The 17,540-nt window shown below is 67.7% G+C and carries 15 protein-coding genes; 5 read left to right on the forward strand and 10 right to left on the reverse strand.

The annotated features are described in order from the left end of the window. The first annotated feature begins 8 nt into the window (after positions 1-8). Both HWX22_RS02230 and moeB read left to right on the forward strand, forming a co-directional pair. Positions 9-1,550 carry a S41 family peptidase gene (locus HWX22_RS02230; RefSeq protein WP_059526241.1) on the forward strand — a complete coding sequence of 514 codons (1,542 nt, stop codon included), beginning with the start codon at positions 9-11 and terminating at the stop codon, positions 1,548-1,550. A gap of 112 nt (positions 1,551-1,662) precedes the next feature. Continuing rightward, entirely contained in the window at positions 1,663-2,415 is a 753-nt protein-coding gene (gene moeB, locus HWX22_RS02235) for a molybdopterin-synthase adenylyltransferase MoeB (RefSeq protein ID WP_175914976.1), read from the forward strand. 83 nt (positions 2,416-2,498) lie between these two features. On the opposite strand, the gene ptsP is transcribed toward moeB, so the two are convergent. From ptsP to HWX22_RS02270, 7 genes are all read right to left on the reverse strand, one after another. Then, positions 2,499-4,271, reverse strand: coding sequence for a phosphoenolpyruvate--protein phosphotransferase (gene ptsP / locus HWX22_RS02240; RefSeq protein WP_059526298.1), 1,773 nt, complete (start codon positions 4,269-4,271; stop codon positions 2,499-2,501). 201 nt (positions 4,272-4,472) lie between these two features. Then, positions 4,473-4,742, reverse strand: a complete 270-nt coding sequence (locus tag HWX22_RS02245; protein WP_006477716.1) for an HPr family phosphocarrier protein — start codon at positions 4,740-4,742, stop codon at positions 4,473-4,475. Between the two features lie 74 nt (positions 4,743-4,816). Beyond that, positions 4,817-5,287: a PTS fructose transporter subunit IIA gene (locus tag HWX22_RS02250; protein WP_059526247.1), complete on the reverse strand. Its 471-nt coding sequence runs from the start codon at positions 5,285-5,287 to the stop codon at positions 4,817-4,819. Positions 5,288-5,518: 231 nt separating this feature from the next. Next, a complete protein-coding gene (gene gshB, locus HWX22_RS02255) occupies positions 5,519-6,475 on the reverse strand; it encodes a glutathione synthase (protein WP_175909295.1) in 957 nt (318 codons plus the stop codon). A gap of 25 nt (positions 6,476-6,500) precedes the next feature. After that, complete coding sequence (gshA, locus tag HWX22_RS02260; RefSeq protein WP_059451518.1) at positions 6,501-7,790, reverse strand: glutamate--cysteine ligase; 1,290 nt, start codon at positions 7,788-7,790, stop codon at positions 6,501-6,503. A gap of 242 nt (positions 7,791-8,032) precedes the next feature. Beyond that, the gene (locus tag HWX22_RS02265; protein WP_175914977.1) at positions 8,033-9,550 is read right to left on the reverse strand and encodes an ammonium transporter; all 1,518 of its coding nucleotides are present in this window, start codon (positions 9,548-9,550) and stop codon (positions 8,033-8,035) included. Between the two features lie 33 nt (positions 9,551-9,583). After that, complete coding sequence (locus tag HWX22_RS02270) at positions 9,584-9,922, reverse strand: P-II family nitrogen regulator (RefSeq protein WP_006398175.1); 339 nt, start codon at positions 9,920-9,922, stop codon at positions 9,584-9,586. Positions 9,923-10,276: 354 nt separating this feature from the next. Here HWX22_RS02270 and HWX22_RS02275 point away from each other — a divergent pair, with 354 nt between their 5' ends. Together HWX22_RS02275 and HWX22_RS02280 are read left to right on the forward strand one after the other, a co-directional pair. Further along, positions 10,277-10,528 carry an accessory factor UbiK family protein gene (locus HWX22_RS02275; RefSeq protein ID WP_059526259.1) on the forward strand — a complete coding sequence of 84 codons (252 nt, stop codon included), beginning with the start codon at positions 10,277-10,279 and terminating at the stop codon, positions 10,526-10,528. A gap of 239 nt (positions 10,529-10,767) precedes the next feature. After that, entirely contained in the window at positions 10,768-12,402 is a 1,635-nt protein-coding gene (locus HWX22_RS02280) for a YifB family Mg chelatase-like AAA ATPase (RefSeq protein WP_175914978.1), read from the forward strand. A gap of 333 nt (positions 12,403-12,735) precedes the next feature. On the opposite strand, the gene HWX22_RS02285 is transcribed toward HWX22_RS02280, so the two are convergent. Then, a complete protein-coding gene (locus HWX22_RS02285; RefSeq protein ID WP_175914979.1) occupies positions 12,736-13,308 on the reverse strand; it encodes a hypothetical protein in 573 nt (190 codons plus the stop codon). Positions 13,309-13,472: 164 nt separating this feature from the next. Between HWX22_RS02285 and HWX22_RS02290 the strand changes: the two genes are divergently transcribed. Next, complete coding sequence (locus HWX22_RS02290; protein ID WP_059819835.1) at positions 13,473-14,009, forward strand: TlpA disulfide reductase family protein; 537 nt, start codon at positions 13,473-13,475, stop codon at positions 14,007-14,009. 97 nt (positions 14,010-14,106) lie between these two features. Here HWX22_RS02290 and HWX22_RS02295 read toward each other — a convergent pair whose 3' ends face one another. Continuing rightward, positions 14,107-15,462 carry a sigma-54 dependent transcriptional regulator gene (locus tag HWX22_RS02295; protein WP_059465914.1) on the reverse strand — a complete coding sequence of 452 codons (1,356 nt, stop codon included), beginning with the start codon at positions 15,460-15,462 and terminating at the stop codon, positions 14,107-14,109. A gap of 68 nt (positions 15,463-15,530) precedes the next feature. Further along, positions 15,531-17,540: an ATP-binding protein gene (locus HWX22_RS02300; RefSeq protein WP_175914980.1), complete on the reverse strand. Its 2,010-nt coding sequence runs from the start codon at positions 17,538-17,540 to the stop codon at positions 15,531-15,533.

Consider the following 17,540-nt stretch of genomic DNA (forward strand, 5'->3'; position numbering starts at 1 on the left):
GACTCTCTATGCGAATGAAATTGAAGAACATCGGCCTGATTGCCGCGGGCCTCGCCACGGGCGTATTCGCCACGCTGCAGGTTTCGGCGTCGGCCGAGCAGACCGCCACGGCGCCGCTTCCCCTCGACCAGCTCCGCCTGTTCGCGGAAGTGTTCGGCCAGATCAAGCGCGAGTACGTCGAACCGGTCGACGACAAGAAGCTGCTGACGGCAGCGATCAAGGGCATGGTGTCGAGCCTCGACCCGCATTCGTCGTTCCTCGACAAGACCGACTATGACGAACTGCAGGAGCAGACCAAGGGTCGCTTCGCCGGTCTCGGCATCGAGATCTCGCAGGAAGACGGTCTCGTCAAGGTGATCTCCCCGATCGAAGATACCCCCGCGTTCCGCGCCGGCATCCGTCCGGGCGACCTGATCACCCGCATCAACGACAAGCCCGTGCGCGGCATGACGCTCGACAAGGCCGTCAAGCAGATGCGCGGCGAGCCGGGCACCAAGGTCACGCTGACGATCTTCCGCAAGAGCGACGATCGCACGTTCCCGATCACGGTCACGCGCGCGATCATCAGGGTCCAGAGCGTGAAGATGAAGCTGCTCGACCCGGGCTACGCATACATCCGGATCACGAGCTTCCAGGAACGCACGACGCCCGATCTCGCCGCGAAGCTGCAGGACATCGCTCGCCAGCAGCCGAATCTGAAGGGCCTGATCCTCGACCTGCGCAACAACGGCGGCGGCCTGCTGCAAAGCGCGGTCGGCGTCGCCGGCGCGTTCCTGCCGCCCGACTCCGTCGTCGTGTCGACCAACGGCCAGATCCCGGATTCGAAGCAGGTCTACCGCGACACCTACGACAACTACCGCCTGCCGTCCTTCGACGGCGATCCGCTGAAGAGCCTGCCGCCGGTCTTCAAGACCGTGCCGATGGTCGTTCTGACGAACGCGTATTCGGCGTCCGCGTCGGAAATCGTCGCCGGCGCGCTGCAGGATTCGAAGCGCGCGCAGATCATGGGCAAGACGACGTTCGGCAAGGGCTCGGTGCAGACGGTCCGTCCGATGACGGCCGACACCGCGCTGCGCCTGACGACGGCCTACTACTACACGCCGAGTGGCCGTTCGATCCAGAACAAGGGCATCACGCCCGACGTGCCGGTCGATCAGTACGCGGACGGCGATCCGGACGACGTGCTCGTGACGCGCGAGGTCGACTACACGAACCACCTCGCGAACACGCAGGATCCGAACGAGAAGAAGGAACAGGAAGAACGCGAGCAGCGCCGGATGGACCAGCTGCGCGTCCTCGAGGAGCAGAACGACAAGAAGACGCCGGAGCAGCGCCAGAAGGACCGCGATCGCAAGCCGATCGAGTTCGGCAGCACCGACGACTTCATGATGCAGCAGGCGCTCAACAAGCTCGAGGGCAAGCCGGTGCAGGAATCGAAGTCGCTGCTCGCCGAGAGCACGACGAAGAGCCCTGCAGCCAAGGCCGCGTCCACCACGAAGGCGTCGGGCGCGAAGGCGGCCGCACCGAAGCCCGCGTCGGCACCGCAGTAAGCGCCGGCCGGCATCCGACGGGCCATCGCGGGAAGACCGCGATGGCCCGTTTTTCATGTGCGCCTAGAATGAATCGATACGCCGGCGCTTCCGCCCCGCTCACGACTTCCCCATGAACGACGATCAACTCCTCCGCTACTCCCGCCACATCCTCGTCGACGAAATCGGCATCGAAGCGCAGCAGCGCTTTCTCGACGCGCATGCGATCGTCGTCGGCGCCGGCGGTCTCGGCTCGCCGGCCGCGATGTATCTCGCGGCGTCCGGAGTCGGCACGATCACGCTCGTCGACGCCGACACGGTCGACCTCACGAACCTGCAGCGGCAGATCCTCCACGCGACCGCATCGGTCGGCCGCAGCAAGGTCGAATCGGGGCGCGACGCGCTCGCGCGGCTGAACCCGGAAGTGACCGTGCATGCGGTCGCGGCGCGCGTCGACGATGCGTGGCTCGATGAACATGTGCCGCGGGCCACCGTCGTGCTCGACTGCACCGACAACTTCGCGACGCGCCATGCGATCAACCGCGCGTGCGTCGCACACGGCGTGCCGCTCGTGTCGGGCGCCGCGCTGCGCTTCGACGGCCAGATCAGCACGTTCGATTTCCGCGACCCGGCCGCGCCCTGCTACGCGTGCGTGTTTCCGGAAGACCAGCCGTTCGAGGAAGTCGCGTGCGCGACGATGGGCGTGTTCGCGCCGACGGTCGGCATCATCGGTGCGATGCAGGCCGCCGAAGCGCTACGCGTGATCGGTGCGATCGGCACGACGCTCAACGGCCGGCTGATGATGCTCGATTCGCTGCGGATGGAATGGACGACGATGAAGATCGCGCGCCAGGCCGACTGCCCCGTGTGCCAGGGCCGGCGCTGACGCGCGCAGGATGCATGCGCCGAATGGCGCATGCATGACGTTTCGCAACCTTCGTGACGGTTCCGCGACGCGGCCCACGCCGCCTAGGCGGCCGCGTCGGCGCGCGGCTCCGCGACCGACAGGCGCTTGAGCGCCGCCTGCACTTCCTCCGGCTCGAATGCGGCCAGCACGTCGGCCGTGGGCTTCTCGAGCGCCTTCAGATGCGCACGCAGAATCTCCTGCTTCACGACCAGCAACTGGCTCGGATGCATCGAGAATTCGGTGAGCCCCATCCCGAGCAACAGGCGCGTGAGCGCCGGATCGCCCGCCATCTCCCCGCACACCGACACCGACACACCGGCCCGCTTCGCTTCGCGCAGCGTATAGGCGATCAGGTGCAGCACCGCCGGATGCAGCGGGTCGTACAGGTGCGCGACCGCATTGTCCGCGCGGTCGATCGCGAGCGTGTACTGGATCAGGTCGTTCGTGCCGATCGACAGGAAATCGAAGCGCTTCAGGAACAGCGGCAGCGCGATCGCCGCGGCCGGAATCTCGATCATCGCGCCGATGCGCACGTTCGGATCGTACGCGAGCCCCGCGTCGTCGAGCTGGCGCTTCGCCTCGCGGATCAGATCGAGCGTCTGGTCGATCTCCTGCGCGTGCGCGAGCATCGGGATCAGGATCTTCACCTGTCCGAACGCGGACGCGCGCAGGATCGCGCGCAGCTGCGTGAGAAACATCTGCGGCTCGGACAGGCTCCAGCGGATCGCACGCAGGCCGAGCGCCGGGTTCGGCGCCGTCTCGTAGCCTTCGTCGAGCGCCTCGAGCGGCTTGTCCGCGCCGACGTCGATCGTGCGGATCGTCACCGGCATGCCCTTCATCCACTCGACCGCGCGCTTGTACGCGGCGAACTGCTCCTCCTCCTCGGGCATCTCCTTCTGATGCATGAACAGGAACTCGGAGCGGAACAGCCCGACGCCGACCGCGCCGGCCTCGACCGCCGCCTTCGCGTCGTCGGGCAGCTCGATGTTCGCGTACAGCTCGATCTTCGTGCCGCACAGGGTTTGCGTCGGCGAGAACTTCAGCCGCTGCAGCTTGCGTTGCTCGAGCAGCTTTTCGGACTGACGGTACGAATATTCCTCGAGGACGATCGGCGCGGGATCGACGATCACGATCCCCTGGTCGCCGTCGACGATGATCAGGTCGTCCTGCCGAATCAGCGCGCTCGCATGCTGGACGCCGACCGCGGCGGGAATGCCGAGGCTGCGCGCGACGATCGCCGTGTGCGACGTGCGGCCGCCGAGATCGGTGACGAACGCCTGGAACGACTGCGACTTGAACTGCATCATGTCGGCCGGCGCGATGTCGTGCGCGACGACGATCATCTCGCTCTGGCCTTGCGCGGCGGCGCCATCGAGCGCCTGCGACGCCGACGGCGCACCGGCGAGCGCTTTCAGCACGCGCTCGACCACCTGCTCGATGTCGGCCTTGCGCTCGCGCAAGTATTCATCCTCGATGTCGTCGAAGTGGCGCGTGAGCAGCTCGAGCTGCTCGGTCAGCGCCCATTCGACGTTGTAGCGTCGCGTGCGGATCAGGTCGATGGTTTCCTGCACGAGCATCGCGTCGCTCAGGATCATCGCGTGGACGTCGATGAACGCGGCCACTTCGGTCGGGGTGTCGTCGGTCAGGTCGGCGCGCAGCGCCTCGAGCTCGTGATGCACGACCTCGCGCGCCGTGCTGAAACGCGCGACCTCGGCGTCGATCTGGTTCGCCTCGACCAGGTAATGGGCGACGTCGAGCGCCGCCGGCGCGATCAGGTACGCTCGCCCGATCGCGATACCACGTGAGACGGGAATGCCATGCAGCGTGAAGGACACGCGCACCTCCTCTGTACATGTAAAGCCGCGGCACACTGCTGCGATGCGCTTATGACCCCGGTTAGCGATTATAAATTCCGTACCTCCATGCTGACAGCGTGCAGCGCAGCATTGCCATTTCCGCATCAATGCCGCGGACGAAAAAAATGCCGCGACAAACGCGGCATTCTGCTTCGAAACGACAACGATCCCGCGCGGGGATCACTGACCTTCGCCGAACTTGTCCGCGATCAGCTTGAGCAGCGCATCCATCGCCTCGCGCTCGTCGGGACCTTCGGTCTCGATCGTCACGGTGCTGCCGATGCCCGCCGCGAGCATCATCACGCCCATGATGCTTTTTGCGTTGATCTTGCGTCCGTTGCGCGTCATCCAGACTTCCGACTGGAAGTTGCCGGCCAGTTGCGTAAGCTTGGCCGATGCGCGTGCATGGAGCCCCAATTTGTTGACGATGGTGGTTTCTTGTTGAAGCATGGTTCTCGGTCGGGTCGGTCGCGGCCGCCGGCGACGTGCGTCGGCGGGTCGGTCTAAAACGGAAAACGGGGCAGTTAGTGCGATTCGGTGCGCGGTTGCGGCTCGGGCGGAATCGGCGCGCACTGGCCGCAGCCGACTTCGGTCGGCGGCGGCGGTGTGCCGGCCGCGACTTCGTGGACACCCTTCGCGCCGCCGGACAGCGCCTTGTCGACGAGCTTGTCGAGCGGCACGGTCCGGTAGCAGACGGCCCGCACCAGCATCGGCAGGTTCACGCCCGCCAGCACGCGCACGTTGTCGAGCTTCGCGAGTTGGCCCGCGATGTTCGCGGGCGTCGCGCCGTACATGTCGGTCAACACGACGACGCCATTTTCTTCCCTGAGCCGCGCGAGCTCCGCGTGCGCGAACGCCATCACCTGAGTGGGATCGCTGTCCGCCAGCACGTCGATGCAGCCGATGCGCGCGGGCACGCCGCCGTAGATGTGCGCGATGCAGTCCCGCAGCGCGGTGGCGAGCGGTGCGTGCGCGATGATCAGAATCCCGGCCATGTCAGACTGCCCCCGGCCGCCCCTGGCGGGCCGACGCCCCGCAGCGGGGCAACGAGCGTAGCGAGTGAGGGAATCGTTTCATGTTCAGCCTTGCAACGGTTTCGGCCCGACCGCCGGGCCTTCGGCGCGCTGGTCGCGGCACCGGGCAAGCGGGCATTGTAGCAGGCCGGTCGAACCGCTCCGGCGACGGGGGACCTGCGCGGCCGCCGCCGGGCTTGCGCGGAAAGCGGGCTACGCGGCCGCCCGCTCCAGCGCGTCGATGAACATCGCGGCGACGTCGAAACCCGTCTGCTCCATGATTTCGCGGAAGCACGTCGGGCTCGTCACGTTCACCTCGGTCAGCCAGTCGCCGATCGCGTCGAGCCCGACCAGCAGCAGCCCGCGCGCGGCGAGCACCGGCCCGAGCGTCTCGGCGATCTCGCGGTCGCGCGGCGTCAGCGGCTGCGCGACGCCGAGCCCGCCCGCGGCGAGATTGCCGCGCACTTCGCTGCCTTGCGGAATCCGCGCGAGCGAATACGGCACCGGCTCGCCCGCGATCAGCAGAATGCGTTTGTCGCCCGCCGTGATCTCGGGGATGAACTTCTGGATCATCAGCGAGCGCGTGCCGTCGTGGCCGAGCATCTCGATGATCGCGCCGAGATTCATCCCGTCGGCCTTCACGCGGAACACGCCCATCCCGCCCATGCCGTCGAGCGGCTTCACGATCACGTCGCCATGCTCGGCGTGGAACGCACGCAAGCGCGCGGCGTCGCGCGTGACGAGCGTCGGCGCGACGAACTGCGGAAACTCGCCGATCGCCAGCTTCTCCGAATGATCGCGGATCGACTGGGGCTTGTTGAACACGCGTGCGCCCGCGCGTTCGGCAAGCTCGAGCATCCAGGTGGCCGTCACATACTCCATGTCGAACGGCGGATCCTTGCGCATCAGCACCGCGCCGAACGACGTCAGCTGACGCGATTCGTGCGCGCCCGTCTCGTACCACGGATGGCGATGCAGGTCGGCCGTGTCGCCGACGATCGTCACGCGCTGCACGTCCGCCTCGACGCCCGAGCCCGTCCACGCGAGCTGGTGCGGTTGGCACGCGTAGACCGCATGCCCGCGCCGCGCGGCCTCCGCCATCATCGCGTAGGTCGAATCCTTGTAGATCTTGAAGCGCTCGAGCGGGTCGGCGATAAAGAGAATGTCCATGCGGGTCCTGTACGTAGCGAAGCCGTTACACCTGGATGGCTTCGGGATCGGTCTTTTCCAGTTCGATCGACGACGCGATCAGCGACAGGCGCGCGACGACGCCGTACATGTAGAAACGGTTCGGCGGCGCGGCGCCCGGCTTCGCGCCGGCATCCGGCAGCGCGGTGTGCTCGAAGCCGAGCGGCACGTAGTGCATGCCGGGCGCGTTCAGGTTCTGGTCGCGCTCGCGGCCGCCGTGCGTGCGGTAGAAACCGCCGACCACGTAGCGGTCGATCATGTACACGACCGGCTCCGCGACTTCGTCGCCGACGCGCTCGAACGTATAGACGCCTTCCTGCACGATCACGTCGCGCACCGCGAGGCCGGCCTTCGATTCGGCCATCTGCGCGCGCTCGGCCTTCGACATGCGGCCGATCTCGGCCGCGTCGTGCACGGTCATCACGCCGCGCCCGGCGGTGCCCGCGTCGGCCTTCACGACGACGTACGGCTTTTCGCTGATTCCGTATTCGCGATACTTGCGCGCGATCTTCTTCAGCACGCCGTCGATCGCGTCGGCGAGCGCCTGCTCGCCTTCATGGCCCTGCCAGTCGACGCCTTCGACGTGCGCGAAATACGGATTCACCATCCACGGATCGACGCCGACCATCTTCGCGAACTTCTTCGCGACGTCGTCGTAGCACGAGAAGTGCGTCGACTTGCGGCGCACGGCCCAGCCCGCGTGCAGCGGCGGCAGGAGGTACTGCTCGTGCAGGTTTTCCAGCACGGCGGGAATCCCGGCCGACAGGTCGTTGTTCAGCAGGATCGAGCACGGATCGAAATTCTTCAGACCGAGACGGCGCTGCGAACGCTCGAGCGGTTCGAGCACGATCTTCTGGCCGTCGGCCAGCGTGATCGGCGTCATGTCGGTGATGCTCGGGTCGAGCGAGCCGAAGCGCACGTTCAGGCCGGCCTGGCGCATGATCGTCGCGAGCCGCGCGACGTTTTCCAGGTAGAACGCGTTGCGGGTCGGCAGCTCGGGAATCACGAGCAGATTCTTCGCGTCCGGGCAGATCTTCTCGATCGCGGCCATCGCGGCCTGGACGGCGAGCGGCAGCACTTCGGACGGCAGATTATTGAACGCGCCGGGGAACAGGTTCGCGTCGACGGGCGCCAGCTTGAAACCGGCGTTGCGCAGGTCCACCGAACAATAGAACGGCGGGGTGTGTTCCTGCCATTCGAGCCTGAACCAGCGTTCGATCGCAGGCGTCGCGTCGAGGATCTTCTGCTCGAGCTCGAGCAGCGGACCGTTCAACGCGGTAACGAGGTGGGGAACCATGAATCACTCGCGAGCGGGAGAATGAAGATTGTAGAGCAATTGCTCCGCCCATTTGGGGATTGTTCCCGGCTTCGCAAGGGTTTGGAGGAAGTTTTCGGCTATTGACCCGATAGCGTGAAGGGTTATGCGCTACGGCAGCACGCGACAGGAGAAAAAAAGCCCGCCGGGCGGGCGGGCCGAAGTCGCTGCGCTCATTCGGGGCGGGCGCCGTCTGCGCGGCGGCCCGCCGTCATCCGTACGACTTATTCGACGTGCTCGCCGTGCAGCACCACGTCGAGGCCTTCGCGCTCTTCCTCTTCGGTCACGCGCAGGCCGATCGTCAGGTCGATCAGCTTCAGCAGCACGAAGCTCAGCACGCCGCTGTACACCAGCGTGATCAGCACGCCCTTGGCTTGCAGCAGCAGGCTGCCGTCGGCGCCGCCGATGTCCTTGACCGCGAACACACCCGTCAGCAGCGCACCGAGAATCCCGCCAATGCCGTGCACGCCGAACGCGTCGAGCGAATCGTCGTAGCCGAGCTTCGACTTGAGCCACGTCGCCGACCAGAAGCACACGACGCCTGCCGCGATACCGATCACGAGCGCACCCGTCACGCCGACGAAGCCGGCGGCCGGGGTGATCGCGACGAGGCCCGCGACCGCGCCCGACACGATGCCGAGCACCGACGGCTTGCCGTGCGAGATCCATTCGGCAAACATCCAGCCGAGCGCCGCGCACGCCGTCGCGACTTGCGTCGTCAGCATCGCGAAGCCGGCACGGCCGTCGGCCGCGACCGCGGAACCCGCGTTGAAACCGAACCAGCCCACCCACAACATCGAGCCGCCGATCATCGTCAGCACGAGGTTGTGCGGCGCCATCGACTCACGACCGAAGCCGACGCGCTTGCCGAGCATCAGGCACGACACGAGGCCCGCGATACCGGCGTTGATGTGCACGACGGTGCCGCCCGCGAAGTCGAGCACGCCGTCGGCCGACAGCCAGCCGGTCGGCTCCCACACCATGTGCGCGATCGGCACATAGACGATCAGCGACCAGAGCGTCATGAACACGAGCATCGCCGAGAACTTCATCCGGTCGGCGAACGCGCCGCAGATCAGGGCCGGCGTGATGATCGCGAACGTCATCTGGTAGACGAAGTAGACCGATTCCGGAATCGTCGTCGCCAGGTGGCTGACGGTCAGCGTGGTCGCCTTGTCGCCCTTCACGTAGGTCATGCCGTGCAGGAACGCGCGCGACAGCCCGCCGATGAAGCCGTTGCCCGGCGTGAACGCGAGGCTGTAGCCGACCACCGTCCACAGCACCGTGATCACCGCGGTGATCGCGAAGCTCTGCATCACGGTAGCGAGCACGTTCTTCTTGCGGACCATGCCCGCGTAGAACAGCGCGAGGCCGGGGATCGTCATGAACAGCACGAGCGCGGTGGACGTCAGCATCCACGCGGTGTCGCCGGCACTGATCTTCGACGAATCGACGGAGAACGGCTCGGTCGGCGCGGCGGGTGCGGCCGGCGCGGACGCGGCGGCAGCGGCCGATGCGTCGGAGGCGGCGCCCGAAGCGGGTGCGGCGGCAGCGGCAGGTGCCGATGCGTCCGTGGCGGCCGGCGCCGAAGCAGCCGGAGCGGCGGCGGCCGACGCATCGGACGCCGTTGCGGCGGGCGCGGACGCAGCCGCGGCGGAAGCCGCGTCGTCGGCGAGCGCGGGGCCGACACCGGCCGCGATCAGCGAACCGGCCATCAGCAGGGACATCAGAAGTTTGCGCATCTCGGGTTTCCTCTTGTCGCTTGTCTTTGTCTGTTACAGCGCGTCTGCGCCGGTCTCCCCGGTCCGGATCCGGATCACTTGCTCGATCGGCGTGACGAAGATCTTCCCGTCGCCGATCTTGCCGGTGCGGGCGGCCCGCTCGATCGCCTCGACCGCCTGGTCGACGAGATCGTCGGACACGGCCGCCTCGATCTTCATCTTCGGCAGGAAATCGACCACGTATTCGGCGCCCCGGTACAACTCGGTGTGCCCCTTCTGGCGCCCGAACCCTTTCACCTCAGTGACCGTGATGCCCGAGACGCCGAGCGCGGAGAGCGCTTCGCGCGTCTCATCGAGCTTGAACGGCTTGATGATTGCGGTAATCAGTTTCATGAAGTCCTCTCGCTGGGTGGTCCCGTCGAATTGGTTGGAATGGTGTAACGGTCTCTCCTCAGCAACTCGCATGCCATGTTCGTGCGAAGACCGCCTCGAACCGCTCTTAAACAGGGTCGCATCTAATGCTGAAAGGTGCGGAAGCCCGGCCGAATGGCCAACATGGCCCGGTTTGCTGGCGCGCCGAAAGGATCGTTGCTAGAGTGCACGCACGTCCCGGCTTACCGGGCCATTCACCCATGCGGGCGCCGTGCCCGGAAATCGCGCCGCGGGCGCACCATTTCCGGTCATGCGTGCATCATGGGCACGTATGCAACTGAATATGCACATTTTTTGTGCAAGGAAGGAAATCTCATGAAGCAACCCAGCGATGTTTTCAACGACCTGCAGTCGCGCGTCAGCGATCTGCTGAAAAACTCGCCGGCCAAGGATGTCGAGCGCAACGTGAAGGCCATGTTGTCGCAAGGCTTCTCGAAGCTCGATCTCGTCACGCGCGAGGAGTTCGACACGCAGGCACATGTGCTCGCCCGCACTCGCGTGCGCCTCGAGGAACTCGAGAAGCGCGTCGCGGAACTCGAGCAGAAGCTCGCAGCGTCCCAGGCCTGACGCCCCACCCGACCGACTGGTCCGGGCGCGGGCCGCCTCGTGCGGCCCGCGCCTGTCACCCGGAAATCAGCCAGTCGGCTAGCCGTTCCGTCGTTCTTCGCTGTTCCTCGCTCTTCGCAGTTCGTCGTTCCTCGTTCTTTCCCGCGCCACGCCGGCAGCGCGCACCGATTCCTCCGATTCCCGCGGCATGCGGCCCCGAACGGCCGTAGCCCGTCCGATTCATCTACAGGAGCCTCGCCATGTCGCTCGCCGTGGTGCGCAGTCGCGCGCCGGCGGCCGGCCGCGCGCCGGACGTCACCGTCGAAGTTCATCTTGCCAACGGGCTGCCGTCGTTCTCGATCGTCGGTCTGCCTGATCTCGAAGTCCGCGAAAGCCGCGAGCGCGTGCGCGCCGCGCTGCAGAACTGCGGATTCGACTTCCCCGTCAGGCGTATCACCGTCAATCTCGCGCCGGCCGACCTGCCGAAGGAATCAGGCCGCTTCGACCTGCCGATCGCGCTCGGCATCCTCGCCGCGAACGGCCAGCTCCCGGCTGATGCGCTGGCCGGCCGCGAATTCGCGGGCGAACTGTCGCTGACCGGCGCGCTGCGGCCGATGCGCGGTGCGTTCGCGATGGCGTGCGGCGCTGCGCGCGACTGGCGCGCGGGTCATGTCGCAGCGGACCTCGATTCCGGTCCCGGTTCCGGTTTCGATTCCAGCGGCCATTCCGGCGTCGATTGCATCGCGATATCCGGCGTGTCAGCCCGGTCGCGCCCGCCCGAGCTGTACCTGCCGCTCGACAGCGCGGCCGAGGCGGCGCTGGTGCCGGGCGTCACCGTGTTCGGCGCGCCCGACCTCCCCGCGCTGTGCGCGCATCTGGCCGGCACGCCGGATGCCCGGCTCACGCCGGTCGCGGCGCCCTGCCTCGACGGCGTGCCGGCGCCCGCCGCGCCCGATCTCGCGGACGTCGTCGGCCAGCGCGGCGCCCGGCGCGCGCTCGAAGTCGCTGCCGCGGGCGGGCACCACATGCTGATGATCGGGCCGCCCGGCGCCGGCAAGTCGATGCTCGCCGCGCGTCTGCCCGGCCTCCTGCCGCCGCTGACCGACGACGAGGCGCTGACGTCGGCAGCACTCCTTTCCGCGAGCCGCATCGGCTTCTCGCCCTCGCAATGGCGGCGGCGCCCGTTCCGCTCGCCGCACCATTCGTCGAGCGCCGCCGCGCTGGTCGGCGGCCGCAACCCGCCTCAGCCGGGCGAGATCACGCTCGCGCACCTCGGCGTGCTGTTTCTCGACGAACTGCCCGAATTCGACCGGCACGTGCTGGAAATGCTGCGCGAGCCGCTCGAAGCGGGCCGCATCACGATCTCGCGCGCGGCGCAGCAGGCCGACTTCCCCGCCGCGTGCCAGCTGATCGCCGCGATGAACCCGTGCCCGTGCGGCTGGCACGGCGATCCGTCCGGGCGTTGCCGCTGCACGCCCGATGCCGCCGCGCGCTACCTGCGCAAGCTGTCGGGCCCGCTGCTCGACCGGATCGACATCCAGATCGACCTGCCCGCGCTGTCGCCGGCCGAACTCGCGTCGCGCGCGACGGCACCGGGCGAGCCGAGCGCGGCGGTCGCCGCACGGGTCGCCCAGGCGCGTGCGCTGCAACGCGACCGGCAGGGCAAGACCAATCACATGCTGAGCGGCCGAGAAACCGACGACCTGTGCCGGCCGACCGACGACGGCGAGCGGCTGTTGCGCGAGGCCGGCGAGCGCTTCGGCTGGTCGGCGCGCGCGTATTTCCGGGTGCTGAAGGTCGCGCGCACGATCGCCGATCTGGCCGGCGACCCATTGCCGACGGCCGCGCAGATCGCCGAAGCGATCCGCTACCGGCGTGCGCTCACGGCGCTGTGAGCGCCTTCGGAGGACAAAATACGGCTGTCAAGACTTGACTTATGCACAATTTCACGAACCCGGCCCCGGATCACCCTGCATGGGCGCCCTTTCATCGCAAAATTCGTATCTCTTTGTTTTTATTGATTTTTCTCAAAGCGAGCGTGAGCTGTGAAATGCGCCGAAAGGCCGTCCGGCGCGGCTTTGCGGGAGATTCGCTCAACTTTTCAACAAAGTTATCCACATGCACTGTGGATAGTCGAAAAATCCCCGCAAAATCCGGCGATTAGCGTCGAAAGCTGCGAATGAACTTTCAATTGTCACGAAGCGTCCAAGCGCCCTCGCCGGCCGCTGTCAGTCGAGTTTGAACGAACCGAAAAACTGGTCGAGCTGCTCCTGCGCGAGCGGCCGGTCGGCGATCGCGACGGCCTGGTACGCGTGCCGGCCCCGCGCCACGAGCCGCGCGACGATCGTCTTGTGCGAATGGTCGCCGCCGCTGGCCGCGCCCGCGACGCGCAGTTCGAGCCCGTTCACCGCGCCGCCGGACGCGAGCGGCACCGGCACCGAGGCCGTCTGCGGCACGCCTTCGAGATTGCGCGACAACCCGGACCGCAGGAACTCGAGCGCCGCGCGGCGCGTATCGTCGCGGTCGTCGGGCAGCGTCAGCGTGCCGACCGCGAACACCGCGCCGTCGACGTGCGCGGCCTGCATCCGCATCGGCATCGGCGCGCCGCCGACCGCCACCGGCTGATCCTCGACGGTCGGCTTCGCCGGCAGGTCGATCGTGTAGCCGGCGTCGTTGTGCAGCGTGCGCCAGTCATACGATGGCGAGCACGCGGCCAGCGCCGCGCTCACGCATGCGAGCGCGGCGAAGTGTCGCAGCGGACGAAAAAGGGGGCGCAACGAATGGAGAACTTCCTTCGGCATGGCAGTGATGGGGACAGGCAAAAACGCCCATTATCCGCCGAAGCCGGCGCCCGGTATGCGTGGCGGCCGCCGGTGCACGCGCCGCATTCGCGCTAAAATGAGCGCCGAATTTCGACGTCCTTTGCATCGATCCGCGTCATCGACCGACTCCGAGAGCACCGCAGATGAACACCACGCCTCCCGCCCAGCGCCGCACCAGCCCCGTCCGCTATATCGTCGCGGCCGTCGTCGTCGCGGCCATCGCCGTTGCCGGATTCTTCGCGTTCAACGGCAAGTCCACCGTGCCGGACGCCACGTTCACGCTGCTGTCGGGCCAGAAGGTGTCGACGGCCGGCGACCTGAAGGGCAAGGTCTACCTCGTGAATTTCTGGGCGACGAGCTGCGCGACCTGCATGCAGGAAATGCCGCAGATGGTCGATACCTACAATCGCTTCAAGGGCCAGGGGCTGGAATTCGTCGCGGTCGCGATGAACTACGATCCGCCGATGTACGTCGCGAACTACGCGCAGACGCGTCAGCTGCCGTTCAAGGTCGCGCTCGACGACGGCAGCGTCGCGAAGCAGTTCGGCAACGTGCAGCTCACGCCGACGACCTTCGTCGTCGACAAGGACGGCAAGATCCTGAAGCGCTACGTCGGCGCCCCGCAGTTCGCGGAACTCGACGCGCTGCTCAAGAAGGCACTCGACGGCAACGCGGCCTGAGCGCCGCACGACAAGACTCGCAGGGCCGCCCATCGCGCCCTGCTCCGCACCACGGACCGCCCGACCGGCCAGCCCGGTTCCGCGGTCCGTCTCTTTTTCAGCGCTCGGTTTCGCCTTTCGCCGACAGCCCGTAGCGCTTCATCTTCTCGTACAGCGTCGCCTTGCCGACATGCAGCCGGTCGGCCGTCGCGGCGACCGCGCCGCCCGTCTGATTCAGCGCCTCGGCGATCACCGCGCGCTCGAATTGCTCGATGCGCTCCTTCAGCGTCTGGTCGCTCTCCGCATCGTCGCCGCCCGCGCCGGCTTCCTGCGGCATGTCGGCGACGCCGAGCACGAAGCGGTCGGCCGCGTTGCGCAGCTCGCGCACGTTGCCGGGCCAGTCGCGCTGCATCAGGCTCGCGCGTTGCCGGTCGGTCAGCACGGGAGCCGGCCGCCCGTAGCGCACGGCCGCGTCGAGCATGAAGTGCTCGAACAGCGGCACGATGTCCTCGCGGCGCTCGGCGAGCGGCGGCAGCGCGATCGTCACGACGTTGAGCCGATACAGCAGGTCGCGCCGGAACGTGCCGGCCGCGACGAGTTCGCTCATGTCGCCCTTCGCGGCCGCGACGACGCGGCAGTTCACGCGGATCGGCTGGTTCGAGCCGAGCCGTTCGAGCACGCCGTCCTGCAGCACGCGCAAGAGCTTCACCTGCAGCGCGAGCGGCATGCTTTCGATTTCGTCGAGGAACAGCGTGCCGCCGGATGCGTATTCGAGCTTGCCGACGCGGCGCTTCGCGGCACCGGTGAACGCGCCGGGCTCGTAGCCGAACATCTCGGACTCGAACATCGGCTCGGGCAGCGCGCCGCAGTTCACCGCGATGAACGGCTTGTCGCGACGCGGCGACAGCTCGTGCAGGCTGCGCGCGATCAGCTCCTTGCCGGCGCCCGTGTCGCCGTTGATCAGCACCGATGCGTCGGTGGGCGCGACGTTCGCAATCAGCTTGCGCACCTGTTCGATCGCCGGGCTGCGGCCGATGATGCGCGGCGCGACGATGTTCTGCCCGGCCAGCTCGCGCCGCAGCGCATGGTTCTCGAGCACCAGCTCGCGCCGCTCGAGCGCGCGGCGCACGGTCTCGATCAGCCGCTCGGCCGCGAACGGCTTCTCGATGAAGTCGTACGCGCCGTCGCGCATCGCCTGCACGGCCATCGAGATGTCGCCGTGGCCGGTGACGAGGATCACCGGCACGTCGGGCACGCGCTCGCGGCACTGCGCGAGCAGGTCGAGCCCGCTCGCGCCGGGCAGCCGGATGTCGCTGACGATCGCGCCGGCGGTTTCCGCGACGATCGCCTTGTCGGCCGCCTCGGCCGATTCGAACCCGACGACGTCGAACCCCGCGAGCTGGAGGCTCTGCACGCTCGCCCGGCGAACGAGCGCATCGTCTTCGATATAGATCACTTGCAGCCGGTTGGCCATCTTGGTCACTTGCTCCTGACAGGCCGCGCGGCGCTGGTGCGCGCGGCCCTCGTTGATGCCGGTCGGCACTAGTGCGAGCCCGCCGGTTCGGACACCGAGTCCGGATGATGCGTGCGCGCGCGCCGCAGCGTCAAGACGAACAGCGCGCCGCCGGACGGTGCATTGCGCGCGGTCAGCGCACCGCCCGCATCGCTCGCGATCGACGACGAGATCGCGAGGCCCAGTCCGAGCCCGCGCCCCATTTCCTTGGTCGTGAAGAACGGTTCGAACAGGCGCGGCAGCAAGTCGGGCGCGATGCCGGAGCCGTTGTCGCGCACCTCGATCGCGAGCGTCGCGACCGACACCGCGATCGTCACTTCGATCGCCGGTGCCGCGACGCCCGCGACCGCGTCGAGCGCGTTGCCGATCAGGTTGATCAGCACCTGTTCGAGGCGCAGGTCCTCGCAGCGGGCGACGAGTTCCGGATAGTCGCACGCGAGGTCGAGCGGGGCATCCTGCGCGGGCGACACGGTCGCATCCTGCAGCGTCAGCGTGAGTGCGACGCCGCGCAACCGGTCGCCGAGCAGCGACAGCACGCTGCGCAGCGCGCGCACGACGAGCGCCCGTTCGTTGCGCGGCTTCGCGCGGCCGACGAACAGCTTCAGCTGATTGGTGATCTTGCCCATCCGTTCGGTCAGCGCGGCGATCGCCTCGAGGTTCTCGCGCGCGGCCGCCTGCTCGCCGCGATCGAGCAGCACGCGCGTGTTGTCCGAGAAGCTGCGCAGCGCCGCAAGCGGCTGGTTCAGTTCATGCGTGATGCCGGCCGCCATCTGGCCGAGCGCGGCGAGCTTGCTCGCCTGGATCAGTTCGTCGTGCGCGGCGCGCAATTCCTGTTCCGCGCGGATCCGGTCGCCGACCTCCTTCTGCAATTGCTCGTTCGCCTCCGACAGGTCGGCCGTGCGCTCCTCGACGCGCCGGTTCAGCTCCGCATACGCCTGCTGCAGCAATGCGCGGCCGCGGATCATCTCGCGCACGCGTGCGCGGCGCATGCGCCAGTAGAACGCGAGCAGCGCGACCGACACGAAGCCGAAGCCGGTGACGATCGTCGCGTTGCGCGCGTCGGCGTCGATGGGCGCGATCGGCGCGAGCGTCACCAGCAGCCAGTCAGGTTCGCCGATCCGCCGCTTGCTCGCGAGGAAGCGCGGCGCGCGCAGGCCGGGACCGAGGCGCACGATCTCCGCGTCGGCGTCGAGCACCTGCTCGACGCGCAGCGGCAGCGGCGTGACGGGCTGCTGCGCGTACTGGCGCGTCTCGTAGATCGACGCGGCGACGGGCCCCGTCAACGGATGCAGCGTGTGATATTTCCACGCGGGCACGGACGACAGGAACACCACGCCGTGATCGTCCGCGACGACGAGCGGCTCGGACGCGTCGGCGCCCTGGAACCATTCGAGATTGAGCTTCACGACGACGACGCCCGCGATCCTGCCGTCGCGCCACACCGGCTGCGAGATGTAGTAGCCGGGATCGCGCGAGATCGTGCCGATCCCGAAGAAGCGGCCGACCTGGCCGCCCATCGCATCGATGAAATACGGACGAAACTGGTATCCGGTCCCGACGAAGCTGTCGGGCGCGCGCCAGTTGCTGGCGGCGACGCACAGGCCGTCCGCACCGATCACGTAGGTGACGGTCGCATGGGCGTGTTCGTTGAGGTCTTCGAGATAACGGTTCGCGCGCGCGGTGAAATCGGCGCGCTTCGGCTCGGCGAGCAGGTCCAGCACGTACGGGTGGCTGCCGAGCAGATAAGGCAGCGACTCGTAGCGGTCGAGCGTGCTCTTGAGCGCGTTGGTGGTGCGGTCGACGCGCACCGCGGCGTTGCGCTGCAGCTCGGCGACGCCGCGCCGCCACGTGACGGTCCACGTCAGCGCGCACGCCGCCGCGAGCGCGGCGGCAAGCACGACGAGGATGAGCAGGCGGCGCTTCACGGACGTGACTTCCTGGCGATGCGGATCGCCTATTGTGTCATAGGGCTCCGCATCGCCGCCCGGGCCGCCGCGCGGCGCGCCGCCCGCGGGCGGTGCCGCCGCCTGCTCCTTCAT

Origin of the sequence: Burkholderia sp. BCC1638 (assembly GCF_902833195.1) — a bacterium.
Taxonomy (GTDB): domain Bacteria; phylum Pseudomonadota; class Gammaproteobacteria; order Burkholderiales; family Burkholderiaceae; genus Burkholderia; species Burkholderia diffusa.

What these genes read in the sequence shown, in the direction of transcription:
- gshA (WP_059451518.1), bottom strand. Translation starts at nt 7,790, where the DNA reads ATGGTTCCCCACCTCGTTACCGCGTTGAACGGTCCGCTGCTCGAGCTC.
- HWX22_RS02295 (WP_059465914.1), bottom strand. Translation starts at nt 15,462, where the DNA reads ATGGCCAACCGGCTGCAAGTGATCTATATCGAAGACGATGCGCTCGTT.
- HWX22_RS02250 (WP_059526247.1), bottom strand. Translation starts at nt 5,287, where the DNA reads ATGGCCGGGATTCTGATCATCGCGCACGCACCGCTCGCCACCGCGCTG.
- moeB (WP_175914976.1), top strand. Translation starts at nt 1,663, where the DNA reads ATGAACGACGATCAACTCCTCCGCTACTCCCGCCACATCCTCGTCGAC.
- HWX22_RS02285 (WP_175914979.1), bottom strand. Translation starts at nt 13,308, where the DNA reads ATGCCGAAGGAAGTTCTCCATTCGTTGCGCCCCCTTTTTCGTCCGCTG.
- gshB (WP_175909295.1), bottom strand. Translation starts at nt 6,475, where the DNA reads ATGGACATTCTCTTTATCGCCGACCCGCTCGAGCGCTTCAAGATCTAC.
- HWX22_RS02245 (WP_006477716.1), bottom strand. Translation starts at nt 4,742, where the DNA reads ATGCTTCAACAAGAAACCACCATCGTCAACAAATTGGGGCTCCATGCA.
- HWX22_RS02300 (WP_175914980.1), bottom strand. Translation starts at nt 17,540, where the DNA reads ATGAAGGAGCAGGCGGCGGCACCGCCCGCGGGCGGCGCGCCGCGCGGC.
- HWX22_RS02275 (WP_059526259.1), top strand. Translation starts at nt 10,277, where the DNA reads ATGAAGCAACCCAGCGATGTTTTCAACGACCTGCAGTCGCGCGTCAGC.
- HWX22_RS02265 (WP_175914977.1), bottom strand. Translation starts at nt 9,550, where the DNA reads ATGCGCAAACTTCTGATGTCCCTGCTGATGGCCGGTTCGCTGATCGCG.
- HWX22_RS02230 (WP_059526241.1), top strand. Translation starts at nt 9, where the DNA reads ATGCGAATGAAATTGAAGAACATCGGCCTGATTGCCGCGGGCCTCGCC.
- HWX22_RS02290 (WP_059819835.1), top strand. Translation starts at nt 13,473, where the DNA reads ATGAACACCACGCCTCCCGCCCAGCGCCGCACCAGCCCCGTCCGCTAT.
- HWX22_RS02280 (WP_175914978.1), top strand. Translation starts at nt 10,768, where the DNA reads ATGTCGCTCGCCGTGGTGCGCAGTCGCGCGCCGGCGGCCGGCCGCGCG.
- HWX22_RS02270 (WP_006398175.1), bottom strand. Translation starts at nt 9,922, where the DNA reads ATGAAACTGATTACCGCAATCATCAAGCCGTTCAAGCTCGATGAGACG.